The 20,774-nt window shown below is 33.1% G+C and carries 19 protein-coding genes and 1 tRNA gene; 11 read left to right on the top strand and 9 right to left on the bottom strand.

Annotated features, from left to right (window positions below):
* A partial coding sequence (locus ABJF52_RS08865) for a helix-turn-helix domain-containing protein (RefSeq protein ID WP_348149185.1) occupies positions 1–506 on the top strand: 506 nt, incomplete at its 5' end.
* Positions 507–611: 105 nt separating this feature from the next.
* Here the strand turns inward: ABJF52_RS08865 and ABJF52_RS08860 are convergent.
* Both ABJF52_RS08860 and rseP read right to left on the bottom strand, forming a co-directional pair.
* Positions 612–685, bottom strand: a tRNA-Asn gene (locus ABJF52_RS08860).
* Positions 686–760: 75 nt separating this feature from the next.
* On the bottom strand, positions 761–2,119 hold the full coding sequence (gene rseP / locus ABJF52_RS08855; RefSeq protein ID WP_348149184.1) for an RIP metalloprotease RseP: 1,359 nt from the start codon (positions 2,117–2,119) through the stop codon (positions 761–763).
* A gap of 159 nt (positions 2,120–2,278) precedes the next feature.
* Here rseP and ABJF52_RS08850 point away from each other — a divergent pair, with 159 nt between their 5' ends.
* The 4 genes from ABJF52_RS08850 (at position 2,279) to ABJF52_RS08835 (ending at position 7,473) form a co-directional block, all read left to right on the top strand.
* Complete coding sequence (locus ABJF52_RS08850) at positions 2,279–2,962, top strand: SCO family protein (protein ID WP_348149182.1); 684 nt, start codon at positions 2,279–2,281, stop codon at positions 2,960–2,962.
* Between the two features lie 148 nt (positions 2,963–3,110).
* Positions 3,111–3,356 carry a FeoA family protein gene (locus ABJF52_RS08845; RefSeq protein WP_348149180.1) on the top strand — a complete coding sequence of 82 codons (246 nt, stop codon included), beginning with the start codon at positions 3,111–3,113 and terminating at the stop codon, positions 3,354–3,356.
* A complete protein-coding gene (gene feoB / locus ABJF52_RS08840; protein WP_348149178.1) occupies positions 3,349–5,568 on the top strand; it encodes a ferrous iron transport protein B in 2,220 nt (739 codons plus the stop codon). The genes ABJF52_RS08845 and feoB overlap by 8 nt, the downstream gene beginning before the upstream one ends.
* Before the next feature lie 375 nt (positions 5,569–5,943).
* Positions 5,944–7,473: a carboxypeptidase-like regulatory domain-containing protein gene (locus tag ABJF52_RS08835; RefSeq protein WP_348149176.1), complete on the top strand. Its 1,530-nt coding sequence runs from the start codon at positions 5,944–5,946 to the stop codon at positions 7,471–7,473.
* A gap of 22 nt (positions 7,474–7,495) precedes the next feature.
* Here ABJF52_RS08835 and ABJF52_RS08830 read toward each other — a convergent pair whose 3' ends face one another.
* From ABJF52_RS08830 to ABJF52_RS08805, 6 genes are all read right to left on the bottom strand, one after another.
* A complete protein-coding gene (locus tag ABJF52_RS08830; RefSeq protein WP_348149174.1) occupies positions 7,496–9,712 on the bottom strand; it encodes a response regulator in 2,217 nt (738 codons plus the stop codon).
* A gap of 204 nt (positions 9,713–9,916) precedes the next feature.
* Positions 9,917–10,303 (bottom strand): DUF423 domain-containing protein, encoded by a 387-nt coding sequence (locus ABJF52_RS08825; protein WP_348149172.1) that lies wholly within the window; start codon positions 10,301–10,303, stop codon positions 9,917–9,919.
* 230 nt (positions 10,304–10,533) lie between these two features.
* Positions 10,534–10,902 (bottom strand): nuclear transport factor 2 family protein, encoded by a 369-nt coding sequence (locus tag ABJF52_RS08820; protein WP_348149170.1) that lies wholly within the window; start codon positions 10,900–10,902, stop codon positions 10,534–10,536.
* 99 nt (positions 10,903–11,001) lie between these two features.
* Positions 11,002–11,439 carry a hypothetical protein gene (locus ABJF52_RS08815; RefSeq protein ID WP_348149168.1) on the bottom strand — a complete coding sequence of 146 codons (438 nt, stop codon included), beginning with the start codon at positions 11,437–11,439 and terminating at the stop codon, positions 11,002–11,004.
* Between the two features lie 97 nt (positions 11,440–11,536).
* Entirely contained in the window at positions 11,537–12,358 is an 822-nt protein-coding gene (locus ABJF52_RS08810; RefSeq protein ID WP_348149166.1) for a ZIP family metal transporter, read from the bottom strand.
* A gap of 2 nt (positions 12,359–12,360) precedes the next feature.
* Positions 12,361–13,017 carry a metal-dependent transcriptional regulator gene (locus tag ABJF52_RS08805; RefSeq protein ID WP_348149165.1) on the bottom strand — a complete coding sequence of 219 codons (657 nt, stop codon included), beginning with the start codon at positions 13,015–13,017 and terminating at the stop codon, positions 12,361–12,363.
* Positions 13,018–13,173: 156 nt separating this feature from the next.
* On the opposite strand from ABJF52_RS08805, the gene ABJF52_RS08800 reads away from it, so the two are divergent.
* Entirely contained in the window at positions 13,174–15,438 is a 2,265-nt protein-coding gene (locus ABJF52_RS08800; RefSeq protein ID WP_348149163.1) for a TonB-dependent receptor, read from the top strand.
* Here the strand turns inward: ABJF52_RS08800 and ABJF52_RS08795 are convergent.
* Positions 15,435–16,409 (bottom strand): polyprenyl synthetase family protein, encoded by a 975-nt coding sequence (locus ABJF52_RS08795; RefSeq protein WP_348149162.1) that lies wholly within the window; start codon positions 16,407–16,409, stop codon positions 15,435–15,437. The genes ABJF52_RS08800 and ABJF52_RS08795 overlap by 4 nt on opposite strands.
* Positions 16,410–16,561: 152 nt before the next feature.
* On the opposite strand from ABJF52_RS08795, the gene ABJF52_RS08790 reads away from it, so the two are divergent.
* From ABJF52_RS08790 to ABJF52_RS08770, 5 genes are all read left to right on the top strand, one after another.
* Positions 16,562–17,104: an RNA polymerase sigma factor gene (locus ABJF52_RS08790; RefSeq protein WP_348149160.1), complete on the top strand. Its 543-nt coding sequence runs from the start codon at positions 16,562–16,564 to the stop codon at positions 17,102–17,104.
* A gap of 11 nt (positions 17,105–17,115) precedes the next feature.
* Positions 17,116–17,523, top strand: a complete 408-nt coding sequence (locus ABJF52_RS08785) for a hypothetical protein (RefSeq protein ID WP_348149158.1) — start codon at positions 17,116–17,118, stop codon at positions 17,521–17,523.
* Between the two features lie 89 nt (positions 17,524–17,612).
* Positions 17,613–18,218, top strand: coding sequence for a TetR/AcrR family transcriptional regulator (locus ABJF52_RS08780; RefSeq protein WP_348149156.1), 606 nt, complete (start codon positions 17,613–17,615; stop codon positions 18,216–18,218).
* A complete protein-coding gene (locus ABJF52_RS08775) occupies positions 18,218–19,558 on the top strand; it encodes a TolC family protein (RefSeq protein ID WP_348149154.1) in 1,341 nt (446 codons plus the stop codon). Before ABJF52_RS08780 ends, ABJF52_RS08775 begins: the two co-directional genes overlap by 1 nt.
* A gap of 41 nt (positions 19,559–19,599) precedes the next feature.
* The gene (locus ABJF52_RS08770) at positions 19,600–20,772 is read left to right on the top strand and encodes an efflux RND transporter periplasmic adaptor subunit (RefSeq protein WP_348149152.1); all 1,173 of its coding nucleotides are present in this window, start codon (positions 19,600–19,602) and stop codon (positions 20,770–20,772) included.
* Positions 20,773–20,774: the final 2 nt, after the last annotated feature.

Raw genomic sequence — 20,774 nt, 5'->3', positions numbered from 1 at the left:
ATACGATTCCCATTTATCAGACAACAAATGAGGATTTTAAAGGCATTCTGCCTATTGCACAAGAATTATATGATGAATCTAGAAGTACGGCGTTGAACAACCGGGAAATTGTCAGGTCGCTTCTTCTGATTCTACTTTATAAAGTAAAACGTGCTACACAAAATAATAAAGGTATAGTCACTACCAATAGATTTGATAGTATCATGTCTAAATTTGAACAACAAATTCTTAAGGGCAACAATAGGTTTTTATCGGTTGTCGAATATGCCTCACAGATGAACATAAGTCCTATTTACTTAACAGAATGCACTAAAAAAGCTACAGGCAAAAGTGCTCAGAAGATTATCATAGATTATAAAATACTATTTGCCAAAACTTTATTACACCAAATGGATAAATCTGTGGCAGAAATAGCCTATGAATTAGACTTCAACGAAGTAGCCAATTTTAATCAGTTCTTTAAACGCAATGTGGGTATTACGGCAAGTCAGTTTCGGAATAGGTAATTGGTTCTTAGGAAAAGAAGAAAAATATTAAAAAAGGGCATATTCTTTAACCCTCAAAAAAAAGAAAAAGCCACTCAATCTCTTGAATGGCTTGTCTTAATTTTGCTCCTCCTCTTGGGCTCGAACCAAGGACCCTCTGATTAACAGTCAGATGCTCTAACCAACTGAGCTAAGGAGGAATTTAATTCACTAAATAATTATTTAGCGGCTGCAAATATATATGTTTTTTTTATTGTCCCCAACAAAAAAACATGCTATTTAAATAGATATTTATAAAGGTCGTTTCCATTAGCGTATAACAACAACGCAATTAAAATGAAAAAGCCCGTCATTTGGGCATATTCAAGAAATTTATCACTCGGTTTTCTACCAGAAACCATCTCATATAATAAAAACATAACATGCCCACCATCTAATGCAGGAATGGGTAAAATGTTCATAAATGCCAAAATAATCGATATAAAAGCGGTCGTTCCCCAAAAAACTGGCCAATCCCATGTTTTTGGAAACATTCCTCCAATGGCAGCAAAACCACCTACTTCTTTATACGCACCAGTATCAGGATTGAAAATTTTCTTCATTCCTTTAATGTAATCTGTCAACGTTTTAACACCTTTATTCCAACCTGCAGGTATCGATTCTAAAAGTGTATATCGTTTTGTTTCTACTTCAAAAGAACCCATAGAAGCCAATTCAGCAATACTATTACCTGCCAACGCTACACCCAACTTAGCTTCAGCTGACACATCTGCAAGTAATGTATCGACAGCTCCACTTTCCCTTTGTACGGCAATATTCACTTGCTGTCCCTTATAATCTTCTAAAATAGCAGCTGCTTGATCTAAATAAGTTGCTGTTTTGCCATTAATTGATAACACCTTATCATTCTTCTTAAAATCCACGCCCATATTTGGTGAGTCTTCGGAAACCTCGGCTACAACAAAAGGTCTTCTAAAACTGATAAGATTTTTGGCATTATCTCTATTGTCTGATAATGTTTCAATAAAATCTACCGGAATTGGTTGGTCAAAAGTTTTACCATCTCGTTTAATGGTCATTGTTTCGCCATACACAATCTCAGGCAATGTATACTGAAGCGATTCTATCGGATTTCCATCTACAGCTAAAATATTATCGCCTGTTTGTATCCCTAATTTATCACCTAAAGTTTTATCGTTAACTAAAATGCCATCTTTAAGGCTATCTGCTGGAATAAATTCTTCGCCATAGGCAAAAACAAGTCCTATAAAAATAATAACTGCTAGTACAAAGTTTACCGTTACACCACCTAACATAATAATTAAACGTTGCCAAGCAGGTTTGGAGCGAAACTCCCATTCTTTTGGCTCTTCTTTCATAGCTTCGGTATCCATGCTCTCATCAATCATTCCTGATATCTTAACATATCCACCTAAAGGCAACCAACCGATACCATATTCGGTTTCTCCTATTTTCTTTTTAAATAAGGAAAATTTTACATCGAAAAACAAATAGAATTTTTCAACTCTTGTTTTAAATAATTTAGCCGGAATGAAATGCCCTAATTCATGAAGAACAATTAAAATTGAAAGGCTAAGAAAAAACTGCAAAGTTTTGACAAGTATCGGACTCATCTCCATAGATCAAATTTTGAAGGCACAAAAGTACTCTTTTAACATGGCTTAAAAAAAGAAACTGCTCTGGCACAGTCTTTTTTAGCAAAGATTTAGCAGCTAACCTCGTAATTTCACTTGAAAGCCATATGCGACTGGTGTATCTTTGCAAAAAAAATTATGCGCGAATTTTTTGCCAAATTTAAGTTTTTCGGTATCGTCTTTTTTTTTATTTCAGTAGTGATTATATACCTTTTCTATAATGCTTTGAAACCTAAAGAAACATTAACTATTTACCAACCCTCCATGGTAAATTCTGAATTAGTTGATAGCACTATTCAAAATATTAGAAAATACCATACTATAGCCAACTTTGAGTTAATTAATCAAAATGGAAAAATTATAACTCAAAAAGATTATGAAGACAAGATTTATATCGCCGATTTTTTCTTTACTACTTGCCCTACAATCTGCCCTATTATGACAGATAATATGGTTGCCATACAGCAAAAAATTATAAATGACGCTACCGTAAAATTACTCTCACACACGGTAACTCCTGAGATTGACTCCGTAGCTCAACTTAAAAAATATGCTCTTGAAAAGGGTGTTATTGATGATAAATGGAATTTAGTTACTGGTGATAAAAAACAAATTTATGAGCTTGCTCGAAAATCTTATCTAGCTGTTCAAACTGTTGGTGATGGCGGCCCATTTGATATGATTCATACCGAGAATTTCATTCTAGTTGATAAAGAGAAAAGAATTAGGGGATTTTATGATGGCACAAAGCCGGAAGAAATCGATAAATTATTAAGCGATTTAGACGTTTTAAAAGCTTCATATTCAAAACAAAATAATTAGTTTCATTTGCAACAATACTTAATTGTTTCCACGGACACAATTAGCTAATTGCACTATTAATTACTTAAAAATTTGATATCCATTTATTCCAGTTTATAGAATAAATTACCCTATTTTTGCGCTTACTTATAATCAATCTAAATAAAAATTGGTAAAGACTATAGCAAACCTTAAAAGAGGACAAAAAGGAATCATCAAGGATATTGATGTATCTGCGCTACCGATTAAGCTTTTAGAAATGGGGTGTTTACCTGGTAATGTTGTTGAACTTATGCACATTGCTCCATTAAAAGACCCTATTTACATCAATGTTAACGGCTCTCATATTGCAATTCGTAAATCTGTTGCAGCGCAAATTGAGTTAACCATTGTAGATTCAATTACGAATGAGTAGTAAGCAAATAAACGTCGCCCTTATCGGAAATCCGAATACAGGAAAGACCTCTGTCTTCAATGCGCTTACAGGTTTAAAACAGAAAGTTGGAAATTACCCTGGTATTACCGTCGAAAAAAAAGAGGGTATTTGCAAATTACCAAGAGGTGTAAAGGCCCATATTCTGGATTTACCTGGCACCTATAGTTTAAACACCACCTCTTTAGATGAAAGTGTAGTTGTTGAATTGTTACTGAATAAGAATGACAAAGATTACCCCGATGTAGCTATTGTAGTTAGTGATATCGAAAATTTAAAAAGAAATTTACTACTCTTCACACAAATACAAGATTTAAGGGTACCCACCATATTAGTGATAAATATGGCAGACCGCATGATTAAAAGAGGCATAACTATAGACGTTCCTGCTCTTGAAGCTAAGTTAAACACGAAAATTGCATTAGCAAGTACAAGAAAAGGCACTGGTATAAATCAAATAAAAGAGCTTATTGCAGATTATAAAAGTCTACCAATAGCTTCAAATATAGATACCGTTAAAATTGCACCTGACTATTTTGAGCGACTTAAAAAAATCTTCCCAAATGAAGATGTTTACAAACTTTGGTTAGTTATAACTCAAGATGTAAATTTTATGCCCATCGTTAAGAAGACCATAAAAGATGATGCCCACTTTAACACCAAAACTAAAGCTGAGCTTAAAAAAATGCAACATCGTGAAACGGTATTGCGCTATAAATTCATTAATGAATCGCTAAAAGAAACTCTTACAATAGATAGTACAGCTGCCAAAGGCTTACGGGCTAGCCTAGATAAAGTATTGACTCATAAAGTTTTTGGCTACCTTATATTTTTCATCATATTACTCACTATTTTTCAAGCAATTTATGACTGGAGTAGCTACCCAATGGACTTCATTGATGAGAATTTTGCTAGTGCCAGCGAATGGGTGAAAAATACATTACCAGCAGGCGCACTTACTAATTTATTAGCCGAGGGGATTTTAGCTGGAATAGGAGGTGTTGTAATTTTTATCCCTCAAATAGCATTCCTATTCTTCTTTATCGCTATTCTAGAAGAATCTGGCTATATGAGTCGGGTAGTATTTCTAATGGATAAATTGATGCGCCCATTTGGATTGAGTGGAAAAAGTGTAGTCCCCTTAATTTCGGGGACAGCATGTGCAATTCCAGCAGTAATGGCTACACGAAATATTGACAATTGGAAGGAACGCTTAATTACGATTCTAGTAGTACCATTTACTACTTGTTCGGCTCGTTTACCCGTATACCTAATAATTATTGCACTAGTAATACCCGAAGGAAGTTTTCTTGGAGTAAGCTACCAAGCATTAACACTAATGCTACTTTATTTACTAGGATTTGGTATGGCCATTTTTTCAGCTATGGTACTCAACAAAATTCTTAAGATTAGAAGTGGATCATTTTTTGTAATGGAAATGCCTAATTACAAGCTTCCACTACCGAAAAATGTTATTTATACTGTTTGGGAAAAAACTAAAAGCTTTGTGCTTGGTGCTGGTAAAATAATTTTAGCAATCTCCATCGTACTATGGTTTTTAGGATCTAATGGCATTTCGGAGAAATTTAAAAATGCAGACTCTATTGTTAAAGAGCGAATAAGCAAAACCGGACTTCCTGAATTACATCAATCTAATATTGATGCTCATTTACTAAGCTACAAAACAGAACTTGGAACAAATATATCAACACAGTCATTAGCAGACTCCCTGGAAATTCATAAAAAAACACTTTACAACAAAGCTATTGAACAAGAAATTTCAAGTTATAAATTAGAGCATTCTTACATAGGTTATATGGGAAAAGCCATTGAACCTCTGGTAAAACCATTGGGTTATGATTGGAAAATAGGTATTGCTGTTATCACTTCTTTTGCTGCCAGAGAAGTTTTTGTGGGCACTTTAGCTACCATATATAGTGTGGGTAATGACGAGGAAGAAACCATAAAAAATCGAATGGCTGCAGAAATTAATCAAGATAATAATAAACCTTTATTCAACTTAGCTTCTGGTATTTCACTTTTACTTTTCTATGCTTTTGCTATGCAATGTATGAGCACGTTAGCCATTGTAAAACGAGAAACAAATACCTGGAAATGGCCAATGGCTCAATTGGTATTCATGAGTATATTTGCTTATATTGTTGCTCTTATAGCCTATCAAACGCTAAAATAAAAAGCTATGCAGATTGTACAATCCATTTTAGTTTACATTATTCTCTCATTAGCAGTTGGCTATCTTTTCAAGAAATTTTTATTACCCAAAAGTCTTTTAGCTTCTAAAAAAAACAACTCTAAAAATTGTGGTGATGGTGACTGCGGTTGCAATTAGGTTGTTTTTAAAAATAGCTCAAAGCTCTTCTTCAATTTTATATTTCTAAAAATCAACGTAAACTAGTAACATTTTCAGAGGTTAATCGTCTGGTTTAAAAGTTAATCCTGCTATTTCATGAATCGTTAAATAAACAATAAAATCATCCTAAGAAAATCAAAAATAGTAGGCTATTCTAAAATGCTATACTTTTTTTTGTCTTAAAACTAACACTAACCTATGCGATTTAATTCTTTGTTATTATTTATTTTTTTAATCTCATCTTCCATTTATCAAACAAATGCGCAAACAATAAGCTCTATAATTATAGATTCTACAACGCAGAAGCCAATACCCTATGTTACCGTACAATGGAGTACTAAAAAAGGTGCAATTACAAATGAAGAAGGTCGGTTTAGTATACTATTAGAAGAAAATTCAAAAGAAACGGATACCCTATTTATTTCATGCATGGGTTATGAATCCATTGCCAGACCATTAAGTACTTTTAATAAAGCCGCAATTTATATGTCGCCCAGTGCAATTGAGCTTAAAGAAGTATTGGTCAGCAATAAAAATTATACTGCCGATGAAATTATTGACCTAGTAAATGATAATATTGAAGAAAATTACAATTTTGATTTAACGAAAAAACGATTGTTCTTTCGAAGATCTTCCTTTCAGCGGATGCTTAAATCTGACTTTTCCCTTAAAAAATCGACAATTAAAGAGCTTAATAGAAAATTTTTGGACAGTATAATTAATACCATTCCTGAAAATAACAGTTATTACACCGAAATTTTAGGAGACCTTTATGGTGATTATGATGAAGAAAGGCAAAAACTAAATTTGATAAAAGCTTCCGAATTATATGATAAAAACATGGAACTAGACTTTGCTAAAGTTGAAGAAAAGTTCAATGATATTTTAAAAAAGAATATTAAAACGGATTCTTATTTCAAAATCAAATCTGGTCTTTTTGGCACAAAATTAGACAGTGATGAAATTTTTGAAGAAGATGTTGATTCTACCGATGTTGCTGCTGTAAACAAGCAATTGGCTGAAACTAAAAAATTTGAAGAAGAACGTAAAAAGAATTTTTCCAATTACAGAAGAAAAACCTTAGGTGAAATTTACAACAACCTACCTATTACAGAGGATACCGACCTTAACTTTTTAAAGAATTCTGGCCGTTATGAATTTACTCTTCAAGAATTCACCTATTTAGGAGATGACGCTGTTTATGTTATTGATTTTAAACCGAAACGTTCGGAAGATTATAGAGGAAGATTGTATATTAATGCTGATGATTTTGCTCTTATTCAAGCAGATTACAACAACGTAAAATCAATAAAAACTTTTAATCTATTAGGCTTTTCATCAAATCAGTATCTATCCAACGGAAAAATTATCTTTTCTAAAGGCAATGATAGCAAATATGAATTACGCTATTTCGAATCTGAAAACGGAATGAAAATGGGTGTTGACCGCCCACTAAAAATCATTGAATTGAACAAAGTTGTTAAAGGGAAAAATAAGCAAAACGAGCTGTCTGGAAATATTGATTTCGCCTTAAGAAATATCGATAAAAACGAAGTTGTAATTTTTGAATCCGAGCCTATAAGCGAAGCTAATTTTGATTCATTTAAAGAGAAGAAAGATATATTACCCACCTATTTACCTGCATATAGCGCCGAATTCTGGAGTGGATATAACATTATTGAACCCAACCAAGCCATTAAAGAATTTACTACTACCAAAGAAAATTAACCTCCAATAGTACAGTAAGGTTTTAGGCATATTTAACCAAAGCACGGCTTAACTCTTTAATGTCAACAGGCTTAGCTAAAACATCTTTTATCCTATACTCCTTGCATTTATTTAAAACCAAATCCTTACTTAAAGAAGTAATTGCTATAATTGGCAGCGCATTGTTATAGTTTCGCAACTCACGAGTACCTCTAAAACAATCCACTTCTCGCTCGTCTACATCAATTAAAATTAAATCATAGCTTTTTTCCGTTACCTTTTCCAAAGCACTATTAGAACATACTGTATCGCAAGAATAATCTAAAGACCCTATTATTTTATTAAAAGTGGATAAATTGAACTGATTATTGTCAACATAAAGAATATTTCGCTTTCTAGAATTGTCTATTTTCGAGACTAATTTTGCTTTATTAGAAGCTGCTAACTTCATGTCAAAAGACACTAAATTATAGTGTTCATTACCAGAGAATTTTAATTTAGAATTATATAAGGAAAGTAATTGATTACTTAGAATTAAACCTAATTTTATACCCTTCGTAATATTCTTATCATTAATAATATAGTTGCCTTTTTCAACATATTCTATTTCCGATTTTTGAATTAATTGAGCATTGTCTTTAACACAAAAAGATAGTAATGACTCTATTTGTCCTATTGGACTTTCAATCACCTTTAGCTCTACCCTAGTTACTTCATCTTTTTCGATTGCGTTTTTAAGTAAGTTATTTAGAACTAAGACTAGCTTTGATTTTTCTAAATTAAAAATAGTGTTATCCCCGTTGTAAGCAATTTCTAATTCAACCAAATTAGCTATTAGCAAAGACCTGAAATTCATTTTTAAGTCCTCTAATAAATCTTTCAGATTTACGGGTCGATTAATTAATTCGTTTTCATTATTGTTAAAATAATTCAACTTAGAAAATTGTAAAGAATTGTCTATTGAATGTCTTAAGTTTAATAGCGAATAATTAGCTAACACCAATTCATCTTCTATTTCATAATCATTGATTGGTACAGTTTCTATCAGCTGTTCTAACGCAAACAAAGGAGTTCTTATTTCATTACTTACAACAGCTAAGAATTGATCACGATTTAAAAACAGGTTTTTTAAATTTAAATTGGCTTCATCCAAGGATGCATTAACCTTTTTAATCGCAGCATTCGCTCGCATGTAATAACCGATAAAAGCTAAAGCCAGCAAGACCATAAAACTTAGAAGATAAATGAGTCTACCATTGAATTCATCTTCCTTAATTCTATTTTCAGCTATTAATTGTAACTGCTCTGCTTTATTCTCACTTTCAATAGCCTGTGTTAAGTAGTCAGTTTTTATTTTTGAGATTTTATTTAAATAATCAATAGTTTCGTAATAATATTTTTCTTCCTTTTCTTCGTAAAACTTAATTGAATCGAGTTGCCGAATTGGCAGACTTAAGAAATAATTTGCCTTATACTCATTAATTTTATAATAATTTTCATAAACACGAACACTATTATAAAGAATATCTTCTAATTTTTTATCCTTGTGTTTGTTCAATAGCTCATTGGCTAAATCTAAATCCTCCTTTAATTCCATAAGCCCATAAGCAACATATAATTCAAAGGTGATTTGCAAGCGAACATTCATGAGATCAATCCATTCGTTAGACTTGAAATTTGGATCAGACAAATTCTTCTTCATTCGAAAATCTAACTCATTTAAGCCTGCATGAGCTGTTTTTACAAGAGAATCGTACATACCTTGTTTATACAAAGACATTACCTTTGTTTCATAAATGTATAGTCTGGTATTGTATGTATTTTCGGCATCTATTGCTTGAGCAACTTTAATGCTCTGATTACTCTTTTCAAAATTATTAGCCAACATATAGGCATGTGCAAGATTGGAGTAGCCTAAGGCAAGAAGGTTTGAATCTTTTAGGATTTCGCTATGTTTAATAGACTCTAACTGATAGTATTCAGCTTTTGAATACTCATATAAATCGGTATACGCCCCAGCAATGATATCTTCTGCTTGTGCCAAGTAATAGATTTCATTTGACTTAAGAGCCATCTTCTTTACTCGCTCTGCCAACTTTAATGACTGAAAATAATTTTGAGTATTTGCTCCATTAGTAGCTACTGCTATCAATGAATCTAATTCTTTATTTAAAACTATTCTATTTTGAGCTGTACTAGAAGAAAAGCTAATTAAGAGCACACTTAAGATAAGTAATCGAAATTTGTAAAGCTGCATCATACACTAAAGATTAATGACGTATTTAACCTTTTAAGCTCCTAATTATACGCGAATTAACTTAAATCATATTTAGCAAAACATTGAAAAATGAAATGTTATTATTGCCACCTACAAGTTCGGATACTTTTAATTATAACATTAAGATACATAATTATTCACCAAAAATACATACTTTACCTAATTATTCGTAAGATTTTTCAGCAATTATACTAAATTTCTAACAATTATATAAATTAACAATCCCCAACCAATAACTAAGAATAAACCACCTAGCGGTGTTATTGGACCAAGAAACTTCATTTTATTACCCTTCGCAGCACTCAAGGTAAGTCCATAAATACTGAATGAAAACAAAAAGGTGCCAATTACAATTCCATAAATCATGTATTTTTCAAGTGTCGTTTCTAAATTGAAATTGAAACTTAACACAAGTAATAATAGCGCATGATACATTTGATATTTAACACCAGTTTCAAAACTTTTAAGCTGTTCGTCAGTATATATTTTTTTTAAAGCATGCGCCCCAAAGGCGCCAAAAATTACCGCCAAAAAACCATATAGCGCTCCAAAAAATTGTGCTAATAATACCATTATTATAAAATTAAGAGAATATTTAAGAGCACTAAAAGTACTTAAAAAGCCATTTTTAAATTACAGTTGACAGCTATTTAATTTTGTAGGGATTAAGCCAATACCAACTATATAGTCTGCCAAACATATCACACAATATGTAACTAACTGATTTACTGTAGTAAAATAAAAAAAACCGACCAAAAGGTCGGTTTAAAATTATATTTATTAATGCTTACAAAGTAATTACTTTAGCCTTGTTCATCATAAAAAAATTGTTCTTTTACAATTTTACCTTCTTTTACCTGATATACCGCTATTTCCGAAGTAGTAGAACGCATACCCGATGGCTTATGTGTTGTATCCATTTCAAATTTTACCGAAAACCAATTATCAGCAACTATTGGCTCTGATACTGTTGTATTGTGAACTTCAAAATTTTCTTTCCACCACTCACCCTTTTGCTGGATTCCCTCGAAACCCTCCACATGACCTCCTTCACTTTTACCATCATTTTCTATACTAACTATTTCCTGACTATAAAGCTCTTGATAGGGTTTTTCAAAATCTCCTTCTTTACACCACGCAACTAATTTACTTGCAATTTCCTTTGTTTCCATTTTCCTTGATTTATAGATTAAATATAGTGTAAAGATATCGTTGCAAACGACAGATGATGTCAGGGGTAAATAAAAAATACGGTTTTTGGGTATTATCTCCTAATTTAGTGAATCTTCTTCAAGTTTAGATTGAAATAGCAAAAAAAGCTTATCCGTTTCAACCGAATCTTTAAGATTGATGAATACCTGGGAAGCATCTTTTTTTACCAATCGAATTTTTCTTCCTTCAAAATTATCTATGAAAACATGAACTTTTTTATCAGTTAACGAGTCTTTAAACTCTTGATAAATGCCTTTACCTTTATCAAAAGCAGAAAATCCATTTAAACGTTCCATGGGCGGAATTCTGGGTACAAATTCTACACTATCTAATTCAGAGTAATTAAATTTTTCATAATAAAAACCAGAAAGCACCCGAAAGCTATTTGACTCATTAGCCGTCCAATTCTTATAATGCGCTGTAAAAGCAAGAATACTTACTATGATTGTAATTACAATCAATATATTCCATAACCAATTATTTTTCTTAGTTGCCATCTACCTTCAAAGTTATCGAGCTCAATTTTTAAACGATAAAATTTTTAATTTGTTCTGCGCAAGTCGCAAATTAATAGAAATAAAAACTAGTCTTTTTTTAACCGAGACCCACATCCAAGGTCATCATTACAATAAAACCACCTATAAACCCCATTACAGCAATATCTGAATGTTTGTCTTGTTGCGTTTCAGGAATAACTTCTTCAACGACTACAAAAATCATAGCGCCTGCAGCAAAAGCTAATGCATAGGGTAATATTGGTTGAAAAGTTAGTACTGCCCATGCTCCAATTACTGCTGCAATAGGCTCTACTAATGCTGATGCTTGACCATATTGAAAACTTTTCCATCTACTTAATCCCTGTCTTCTTAAAGGCATTGCTACCGCAAAGCCTTCTGGAAAATTCTGAAGTCCAATACCTATTGCAAGCGCTACAGCACCACCAATCGATGCGCCCTCAAAACCTGCAGCTACCCCTCCGAAAAGCACACCTACCGCCAAACCTTCCGGTATATTATGTAAAGTAATTGCCAAAGTAAGTAAAGTTGTTTTATGCCAAGGTGTTTTCATACCCTCTGCATCCGACTCCTTAAAATTTAAGTGTAAATGGGGCAGAACTTTATCCAAACCAAACAAAAATAGCGCTCCTAAAAAGAAACCAACAGCCGCTGGTATCACTTTTACGAACCCTTCACCCGGACTCATTTCTATTCCTGGTGCTAGTAGGCTCCAAAAACTTGCAGCAACCATAACTCCCCCCGTAAAACCCAGCATCCCATCCATTACAGCTCGACTTGGATTTTTAAACAAAAATACCAATGCAGCACCTAAGGCCGTTAAACCCCATGTAAAAAGTGTAGCGTAAAATGCTGCTAAAATGGGATTTATTGCTTCAAAATATTCAATTATCTCATGCATAACTATTCCGTTATTTTTAAATATAAATTACCAGCGATTTGATTTGAAATATGTATTGCTCTTTCACCAATTTTAATATTATAAGAACCATCAAATTCTTCCTTATCTAAAACTAAAATAGTATCACCCAAAGCAATCTTATTTTTATCTAAAAACTTTAAAAAAGGTGGCGAAGAATCCTTTACTCCAACACAAACACCTATTGAACCAATTGGTATATCGTTTAACAATTTCTTTATAGCTTTTTTAAATTCTCCGCTTTTCGAAGGAATGGGATCTCCATGAGGATCAACTTGAGGAAATCCTAAATGTTTATCCAATCGATCTATTAGTTTTTCACTCTTAATATGTTCAAGTTGTTCTGCTACCTCATGCACCTCATCCCATGAAAAATCGAGTTTCTCTACCAGAAAAACCTCCCATAAGCGATGTTTGCGAACTAAAGAAAGGGCAATTCGCTGGCCATATTCACTTAAACTCACACCTTTATATGGCCTATAATTAGCAACCCCTTTTTCCGAGAGCTTTTTAACCATATCCGTTACAGATGAAGGCTTTGTGTCAACCATTTCAGCCAAAGCATTTGTAGAGACCGTGATATTCTCTCCTTTACCTAAATGATAAATTGCTTTTATATAGTCTTCTTCTGAAAGCGTCATTTAAAATGATTTTGAATTTAGAACTCAATAACAACCAGACTAACCACATTTTAGTTGCTAATTATTAATTATACAAAAATACATTTTTATATGTAAAAACATATTTTTAGTTTTGTCTAAATTTATTTTTATACACTTCGAAACAAAATTTTTATTATGTACCGAAATATCACTTTTATTTTTACCGCTATATTTTGTTTGATTGCTTTTACCACTTACGGTCAAAAAGTAGATATTATTGGTACAGTATCGGATGGCGACTCCACTATTCCCTTTGCAAATGTTTATTTAGATAATACCGCATATGGTGCTTCTTCTGACGAACAAGGGAATTTCATATTAAAAAATATTCCTATTGGAGAATACACGTTAAAAGCAAAATCTCTTGGTTATCTAAACTATTCTAAGAAAATAAGTGTAGCGAAGGACAAAACGATTACTATAGTATTAACACCGACATCTGAACAATTAGAAGAAACAGTGGTTACGGGCACCTTAAAAGCTGTGAGACGTTCTGAAAGTCCAGTACCTGTAGAAGTTTACAGCCCCACCTTCCTAAAGAAAAATCCAACAGCTAATATATTTGAAGCTTTACAAAACGTTAATGGTGTTCGCCCTCAAATTAATTGCAATGTCTGTAACACCGGTGATATTCATATTAACGGCTTAGAAGGACCCTACACCCTTGTATTAATAGACGGAATGCCAATTGTAAGTGGTTTGAGTACAGTATATGGTCTTTCCGGAATCCCTAATTCTCTAATTGAACAAATAGAAATTGTAAAGGGGCCAGCTTCAAGTTTATATGGCAGTGAAGCTGTTGGTGGACTAATAAACATTATAACAAAAAATGCATTGAATGCTCCTCGCGTTGCCGCAGATGCATTTATGACTGATTGGGGCGAATATAATTTAGATGTTGGCGCAAAAATAGATATCAGTCAAAAAACTAGTTTACTCTTAGGAATTAATTACTTCAATTTCGATAACCCCATAGATAATAATGGCGATAATTTTACTGATTTAACTTTGCAAGATCGTATCTCAATCTTTCAAAAGTGGAATATTAAAAGAGACGAGAATCGTATTTTTTCAGTAGCCGGTCGTTTCTTTTACGAAGATCGATGGGGTGGCGAATTACAATGGACTCCAGATTACAGAGGAGGTAATGAAATTTATGGGGAAAGTATTTACACCACTCGATGGGAAATTTTAGGTAAATACCAATTACCATTAAAAGAAAAATTAATGTTATCATTCTCGTATAATGACCATGCTCAAAACTCAGTGTATGGTGATGTTGCCTACATAGCAGACCAACGAATAGGATTTACACAACTTACTTGGGACAAAAAAGTTGGCAATAACGATTTATTGGCTGGGGCAGCAATGCGCTATAATTACTATAATGATAACACAACTGCCACCACTACTGCTGACGAAGTGGTTATTCCGAGTTTATTTGTTCAAAATGAGCTAAACATCTCAAAACAACATTCCCTTCTATTAGGTATGCGCTATGATTATGACAAAAGGCATGGTAATATTTGGACACCAAGAGCTGCTTATCGCTTTAAAGTAAGTGATAATGATATCATAAGAATTAATGCTGGGACTGGCTTTCGTGTAGTTAATTTATTTACGGAAGAACACGCAGCACTTACAGGGGCTCGCGATGTAATTGTTACTGAAGAACTAGACCCAGAACAATCTTTTAATGTCAACCTAAACTACTTGAAAAAAATTTATTCTAGTAACGGAATTTATGCCAATATTGACGCTTCCGTATTCTACACAAATTTTAGCAACGCTATTTTACCTGACTACGACACCAATCCTAATCAAATAATTTATAATAATTTAGATGGCAAATCAGTTTCACAAGGCATTAGCATAAACGTTGATGTAAATTTTCCTTCCGGCCTTAAACTATTACTTGGTGGAACGCTGCAAGACGTAAGTCAAACCGAAAATGGAATAACAAGTAGACAGATTTTGACAGAATCTTATACAGGCACTTGGAATATAGGCTACAATTTTAGAAAAATTGATTTAAGTATCGATTATACTGGAAACATATACGGACCCATGCGTTTGCCTACATTAGGAGAAAACGATCCAAGAAAAGACTATTCCCCTACTTGGAGTATCCAAAACATACAATTTACCTATAAAGGAATAAAAGACTTTGAACTATACGGTGGGGTAAAAAACCTATTGGACTGGACGCCGAACAATGGAAATCCGTTTATAATAGCAAGGGCTCATGACCCTTTTGATAAAAATGTAACTTTCGACAATAACGGAGATGCTGTTGCCACCGCTAATAATCCCAATGCACTAACCTTTGATCCATCCTATGTTTATGGGCCGAATCAAGGAATACGGACCTTTTTTGGAGTGCGGTACAGCTTAAATTAAACTTTACGACGCATTAGGTTTTCACCAAATTCTTTGAGCAATTCCTTTTTCTCTTTTGATATTGATAAAGGAATAAGCACATCAAAAGCTTTTTGCGTATAAGTTTCTATTTCTTTTTGAATTGCTGGGACCGCACCAGTTTCGACAAAAATACTTTTTGTTAAATCAATTTTATCTTTAGAATCTTCCACATGAAATGAAAACAAATCCTGAAGCTCTTTCTGTTCTGTCGCAGAACCCAACTCTAGCGACTTTAAGTACAAAAAGGTTTTTTTATTTTCAATAATATCCCCGCCTACTTGTTTGCCAAAAGTTTCAGGATCTCCAAATGCATCCAAATAATCGTCTTGCAACTGAAAAGCTATACCTAAATTTCTACCAAACTCATAGATACTATCTTGTGATTCTTGAGAGGCTAGCGCTATAATTCCACCCATTTTTAAAGCTGCAGCAACTAATACTGCAGTTTTATACTCTATCATTTTAAGATATTCAGGTATGGTGACATCATCTCGAGTTTCAAAATCAATATCATATTGTTGTCCCTCACAAACCTCTAAAGCTGTTTTACTGAACAATTGAGCTAAGTGTCGAAAAATATCACCTTCGTAATTTTCGAATAACTGATAGGCATTGATTAACATCGCATCACCAGAAAGGATTCCTGTATTAATATCCCATTTTTCGTGAACTGTAGTTTTACCTCTTCGAAGAGGAGCATCATCCATAATATCATCATGTACTAACGAGAAATTATGAAATACTTCAATAGCCAATGCAGCATCTAATGCCTTTTTATAATCTGCATCAAAAACCTCTGCAGACATAAGGGTCAAAATCGGACGCAATCTTTTTCCTCCTAATCCTAGAATATATGTGATAGGTTCATAAAGATTAGCCGGTTCTTTGGTCCTAACCTTAGACTCTAAATAATTAATAAATGTGCTTCGATAAGAATCAATAGATTGCATGCTCAAATTTTGGCCAAAAATACATTCATTTTAATAATAAATAGACCAGATCATCAATTCAACATGGTTATTTTAAAAAAAATCAACACAAAAATGCAATAGTTTTGAAAAGTGACGTCTTTACTATTGAAGCCACAGCAAACTATTTTTGAATGCCAACTAATTCAGAAAATCAGAAAAACCTAAAATCATTCTTCGATGATGAATATCATGCGCTTAAATCGTATGCTAAATCTCGTATTGATGATACGGCCGACCGTGATGCTGGAGACATCGTACAGGAAGTAGCTTTAAAACTTTTTTCAAGAGCAGATAGTTTATCGCCGATTGACAATATAGCCGGTTTCGTTTACAATTCTATTCGTAATAGGGTTATAGACATTATGAGAAAGAAAAAGAAAGAAACCAGTCTTGAAGAAGATATGGAAAATCGCCTTCATGAGTTTTCAGAACTATTTTACAGAAACACAGCAAACCACTATTCAGAAGAAATGATTACTGAATTAAAAAGTGCTATTGGAAACCTAAAACCACTGTATAGAAATATTATTCTAGCTATAGACTTTGAAGGCTACACTTATAATCAACTGTCTAGCCGAACAAACATTCCTCCGGGAACCTTAATGTCGAGACGACACCGAGCATTATCAATATTATTAAAAGAACTAGAACCTAAAAAACAAAATATAAATTAAAACATATAATTATGGAAGAGTATATAGAACATCGCGTAAAAGGAAGTGCAGAAAAATTCTTTCGAGGATTTTTCAAAATACTATTTATGATAATAGCAGCCATCATATTTCTCTTGCTGTTTGGCTATGGATTTATGCATTTATGGAATTGGTTAATGCCCGATGTTTTTGGCTTACCTATACTATCCTACTGGAAAGCAGTTGGTATTCTAGTAATGGCAAAGTTACTATTTGGAAACTTCGAAGGTAAAGGGCATAAAAAAAGCAAATCCAAACAACATAAACCTTCAAAAAATAATGGATGGGAAAATTGTAAAAGTGATTTCTCTAAATGGGAATTCTATGACAAATTCTGGAAAGAAGAAGGCGAAACCGCATTTGATGATTATGTAAAAAGAAACCGGGGAGAAAAACTATGATAAATATCATAAAGCAGTGTTAAAAAATTGTAATACTTTGGAAACTTTTAATGTTTTTAAAGTTTCCTATTGTATTTTTGCCACTTCATATGAAAGAAAAAATCTTAAATAAAGCTACAGACATGTTTTTGACCTTAGGGTTCAAAAGTGTTACTATGGATGACCTTGCGGGTGAAATGGGTATTTCCAAAAAAACAATCTATTCGCATTTTACAAACAAAACTAATTTAATTACAGAAAGCACTTCTTTTCTTTTTTGTAACATTTCACAGGGTATTGACGACATATGTTCGACAAATAAAAATCCGATTGAAGAGTTATACGAAATAAAGAAATTTGTAATGATGCACTTAAAAAATGAGAAATCATCGCCTCAGTTTCAATTGCAGAAATATTATCCCAAAATACACGACTCGCTAAAGCTGAAACAATACGATGTTATGAAAGAATGTGTTGTTCATAATATAGAAAAAGGTATAGCGCAAAAAATATATCGCGAAAATCTGAATATTGAATTCGTAGCAAAAATATATTTTACTGGTGTTATTGGCATTAAAGATCAAAAAATGTTTCCTTCAGATAAGTTTCCAATAACAGAATTAATGGATGATTATCTCGAGTATCATTTAAGAGGTATTGTCACTCCCAAAGGCAGAAAAATTTTAAACACAATCATCAATTCAAATCAAGAATAATGAGAAATCATTTAATACTTTTAGTAACCTTTTTAGCTGCAACTATTGGTTATTCCCAAGATGTAACAGAAACATCAAATTTCACTTTAGAAGAAGCCATAGCTTTTGCCTTAGAGAATAATTATAGTGCCATAAATGCAAATAGAGATATTGAAGATGCACAAAAACAAAAATGGGAAACCATAGCATCTGGATTACCTCAGGTCAACGCTGGCATAAGCTACCAGAACCAACTTAAACAACCTGTAACTGTTATACCTGCTGAAATATTTGGAGGTGAACCGGGCACTTATGCAGAAGTTGTATTTTCGCAACCTCAAAGTGCCACTGCAACAGCCACTTTAACACAACAAATTTTTGACGGTTCTTACATCGTTGGTGTGCAAGCAACAAAAGCATTTTTAAGCTATAGTCAAAACAACAAAGAGAAAACAGATCAAGATGTACGTAAGGCAGTAACTGAAGCCTACGGCAATGTTCTTCTTGCGACAGAAAGCGTTACAATTTTTGAAAAAAATAAAGAAGCCTTAGAGAAAAACCTTTACGAAACCGAAAAGCTTTATGAAAATGGATTAGGAGAAGAAGAGAGTGTTGAACAATTACAGATAACATTATCATCTGTTGATAATCAGCTAAAAAATGCCATACGATTAAAAAGTATAACCTTACAAATGCTCAATGTAGTAATGGGAATTGCCATTGATGCTCCAACTAAACTATCTGAAAATTTAGACGATTTAGCTCAAAAACAAATCGTGCCAGAGCTAACAGAGGAAGATTTTAATATTGAGAACAATGTGGACTATAAAATGGCTCTCAATTTAAATGAACAACGTTTCTTCGAGCTTAAACTTGCTAAAAGTAGAGCACTACCTACACTTAATGCTTTCGTAAATTATGGAACTGCTGCCTACGCCGATAATTTTGACTTTTTTAAAAGTGAACAACAATGGTTCAATTCTTCAATTTTAGGTCTGGATTTAAACATCCCTATATTTAGTTCTTTTAAAAGAACTGCAAGTACCGCCAGAGCTAAAATTGCATTAGAAAAAGCAAAAACACAATTATCAGAAGCGGAAGAACAAATTAGATTACAATTAGAGAGTTCGAAAAGCGATTATATTCTCGCCATTGAAGAATACGATACTGCAAAAAACAATCTTGATTTAGCTGAACGAATTGAGAATAAAAATCAAATAAAATATAAAGAAGGATTAGCAAGTAGTTTTGAATTACGCCAGGCTCAAACCCAACTTTACGATGCACAACAGGGTTATTTACAATCCATGGTAGAAGTCATTAATAAGAAAACTACCCTAGAAACAATAATCAACAACTAATAATTTTTAATAAAAAACATCAATCTATAAACAACCATAAAATGAGAAACATCATATATTTTCTTATCGTCACAAGTCTTTTAATATCCTGTGGAGGAAACCAAACAACATCAATAGAAGATGTTATTGCCAACGGCAACATAGAATCTTTAAGAGCAAAGAAATCAGAATTTTCAGCGCAACAGCAACAGCTTGAAGCCCAAATTAAATTATTAGATTCTGTTATAGCCACTAAATCAGGGGTAGAGAAATTACCATTAGTGACCGCTATTAAAGTAACAGCTCAGAAATTTGATCACTTTCTTGAACTACAGGGTAATGTAAAAACAAAACAAAATGTTTTAATCTACCCAGAGATGTCAGGAACTTTACAGCGTGTTTATGTAAAAGAAGGACAACGTGTTGCTAAAGGACAAGTGCTCGCTACTATTGATGACGGTGGCATGAGCAGCCAATTATCACAATTAAAAACACAAACCGAACTAGCCAAAACTACATTTGAAAGACAAAAGAGTTTATGGGATCAGAAAATAGGTTCTGAAATTCAATTTTTACAGGCTAAAGCACAGTACGAAGCAAATGAAAGTGCGGTTAAACAAATGGAAAGTCAATTAGGTAAATCTACCATTAGAGCTCCTTTTTCCGGCATTATTGATAATGTAATAAAAGACCAAGGTACTGTGGTTTCGCCAGGTCCTGGTTCTGAAGTTTTCAGAATTGTAAACTTAGCCGATATGTATATTGAAGTTGATGTTCCCGAAACCTATTTAGGTGGCATTACTAAGGGTAAAGACGCTATGGTATATTTTCCAGTATTAGGTGATTCTGTTAAAACCAAAATTCGCCAGACAGGAAACTTTATTAATCCTAGTAATCGTGCATTTTCAGTCGAAATTCCAGTACCGAATAAAAAAGGAAATATAAAACCCAACCTTACGGCCAAAGTAAGTCTTAACGACTATAGTAAAGATAAGGCAATACTTGTACCGCAAAGTATTATATCTGAAAACGCAGAGGGTGACCAATATGTATATATCGCTAAAGCAAATGGTGCTGAAAACCAAGCTACTGTTAATAGACAAGTAATTGTTACAGGTAAAACTCAAGGCAGTGTTGTAGAAGTTTTATCAGGTATTAATGATGGTGATCAATTGATAAATGAAGGCGCAAGAAGCGTTAAAGATGGTCAAAAAGTGCAAATCTCAAACCTATAAAC

The organism is Aurantibacter sp. (assembly GCF_039941195.1).
Taxonomy (GTDB): domain Bacteria; phylum Bacteroidota; class Bacteroidia; order Flavobacteriales; family Flavobacteriaceae; genus Aurantibacter_A.
This window is presented reverse-complemented; position numbering and strand designations above follow the sequence as displayed.

Bases quoted from the DNA above. Each gene is read 5' to 3' on its own strand.
- ABJF52_RS08790 (WP_348149160.1), top strand. From the start codon at position 16,562: ATGCCAACTAATTCAGAAAATCAGAAAAACCTAAAATCATTCTTCGAT.
- ABJF52_RS08820 (WP_348149170.1), bottom strand. From the start codon at position 10,902: ATGGAAACAAAGGAAATTGCAAGTAAATTAGTTGCGTGGTGTAAAGAA.
- ABJF52_RS08770 (WP_348149152.1), top strand. From the start codon at position 19,600: ATGAGAAACATCATATATTTTCTTATCGTCACAAGTCTTTTAATATCC.
- ABJF52_RS08785 (WP_348149158.1), top strand. From the start codon at position 17,116: ATGGAAGAGTATATAGAACATCGCGTAAAAGGAAGTGCAGAAAAATTC.
- feoB (WP_348149178.1), top strand. From the start codon at position 3,349: ATGAGTAGTAAGCAAATAAACGTCGCCCTTATCGGAAATCCGAATACA.
- ABJF52_RS08830 (WP_348149174.1), bottom strand. From the start codon at position 9,712: ATGATGCAGCTTTACAAATTTCGATTACTTATCTTAAGTGTGCTCTTA.
- ABJF52_RS08835 (WP_348149176.1), top strand. From the start codon at position 5,944: ATGCGATTTAATTCTTTGTTATTATTTATTTTTTTAATCTCATCTTCC.
- ABJF52_RS08800 (WP_348149163.1), top strand. From the start codon at position 13,174: ATGTACCGAAATATCACTTTTATTTTTACCGCTATATTTTGTTTGATT.
- ABJF52_RS08805 (WP_348149165.1), bottom strand. From the start codon at position 13,017: ATGACGCTTTCAGAAGAAGACTATATAAAAGCAATTTATCATTTAGGT.
- ABJF52_RS08775 (WP_348149154.1), top strand. From the start codon at position 18,218: ATGAGAAATCATTTAATACTTTTAGTAACCTTTTTAGCTGCAACTATT.
- ABJF52_RS08815 (WP_348149168.1), bottom strand. From the start codon at position 11,439: ATGGCAACTAAGAAAAATAATTGGTTATGGAATATATTGATTGTAATT.
- rseP (WP_348149184.1), bottom strand. From the start codon at position 2,119: ATGAGTCCGATACTTGTCAAAACTTTGCAGTTTTTTCTTAGCCTTTCA.
- ABJF52_RS08825 (WP_348149172.1), bottom strand. From the start codon at position 10,303: ATGGTATTATTAGCACAATTTTTTGGAGCGCTATATGGTTTTTTGGCG.
- ABJF52_RS08795 (WP_348149162.1), bottom strand. From the start codon at position 16,409: ATGCAATCTATTGATTCTTATCGAAGCACATTTATTAATTATTTAGAG.
- ABJF52_RS08810 (WP_348149166.1), bottom strand. From the start codon at position 12,358: ATGCATGAGATAATTGAATATTTTGAAGCAATAAATCCCATTTTAGCA.
- ABJF52_RS08850 (WP_348149182.1), top strand. From the start codon at position 2,279: ATGCGCGAATTTTTTGCCAAATTTAAGTTTTTCGGTATCGTCTTTTTT.
- ABJF52_RS08780 (WP_348149156.1), top strand. From the start codon at position 17,613: ATGAAAGAAAAAATCTTAAATAAAGCTACAGACATGTTTTTGACCTTA.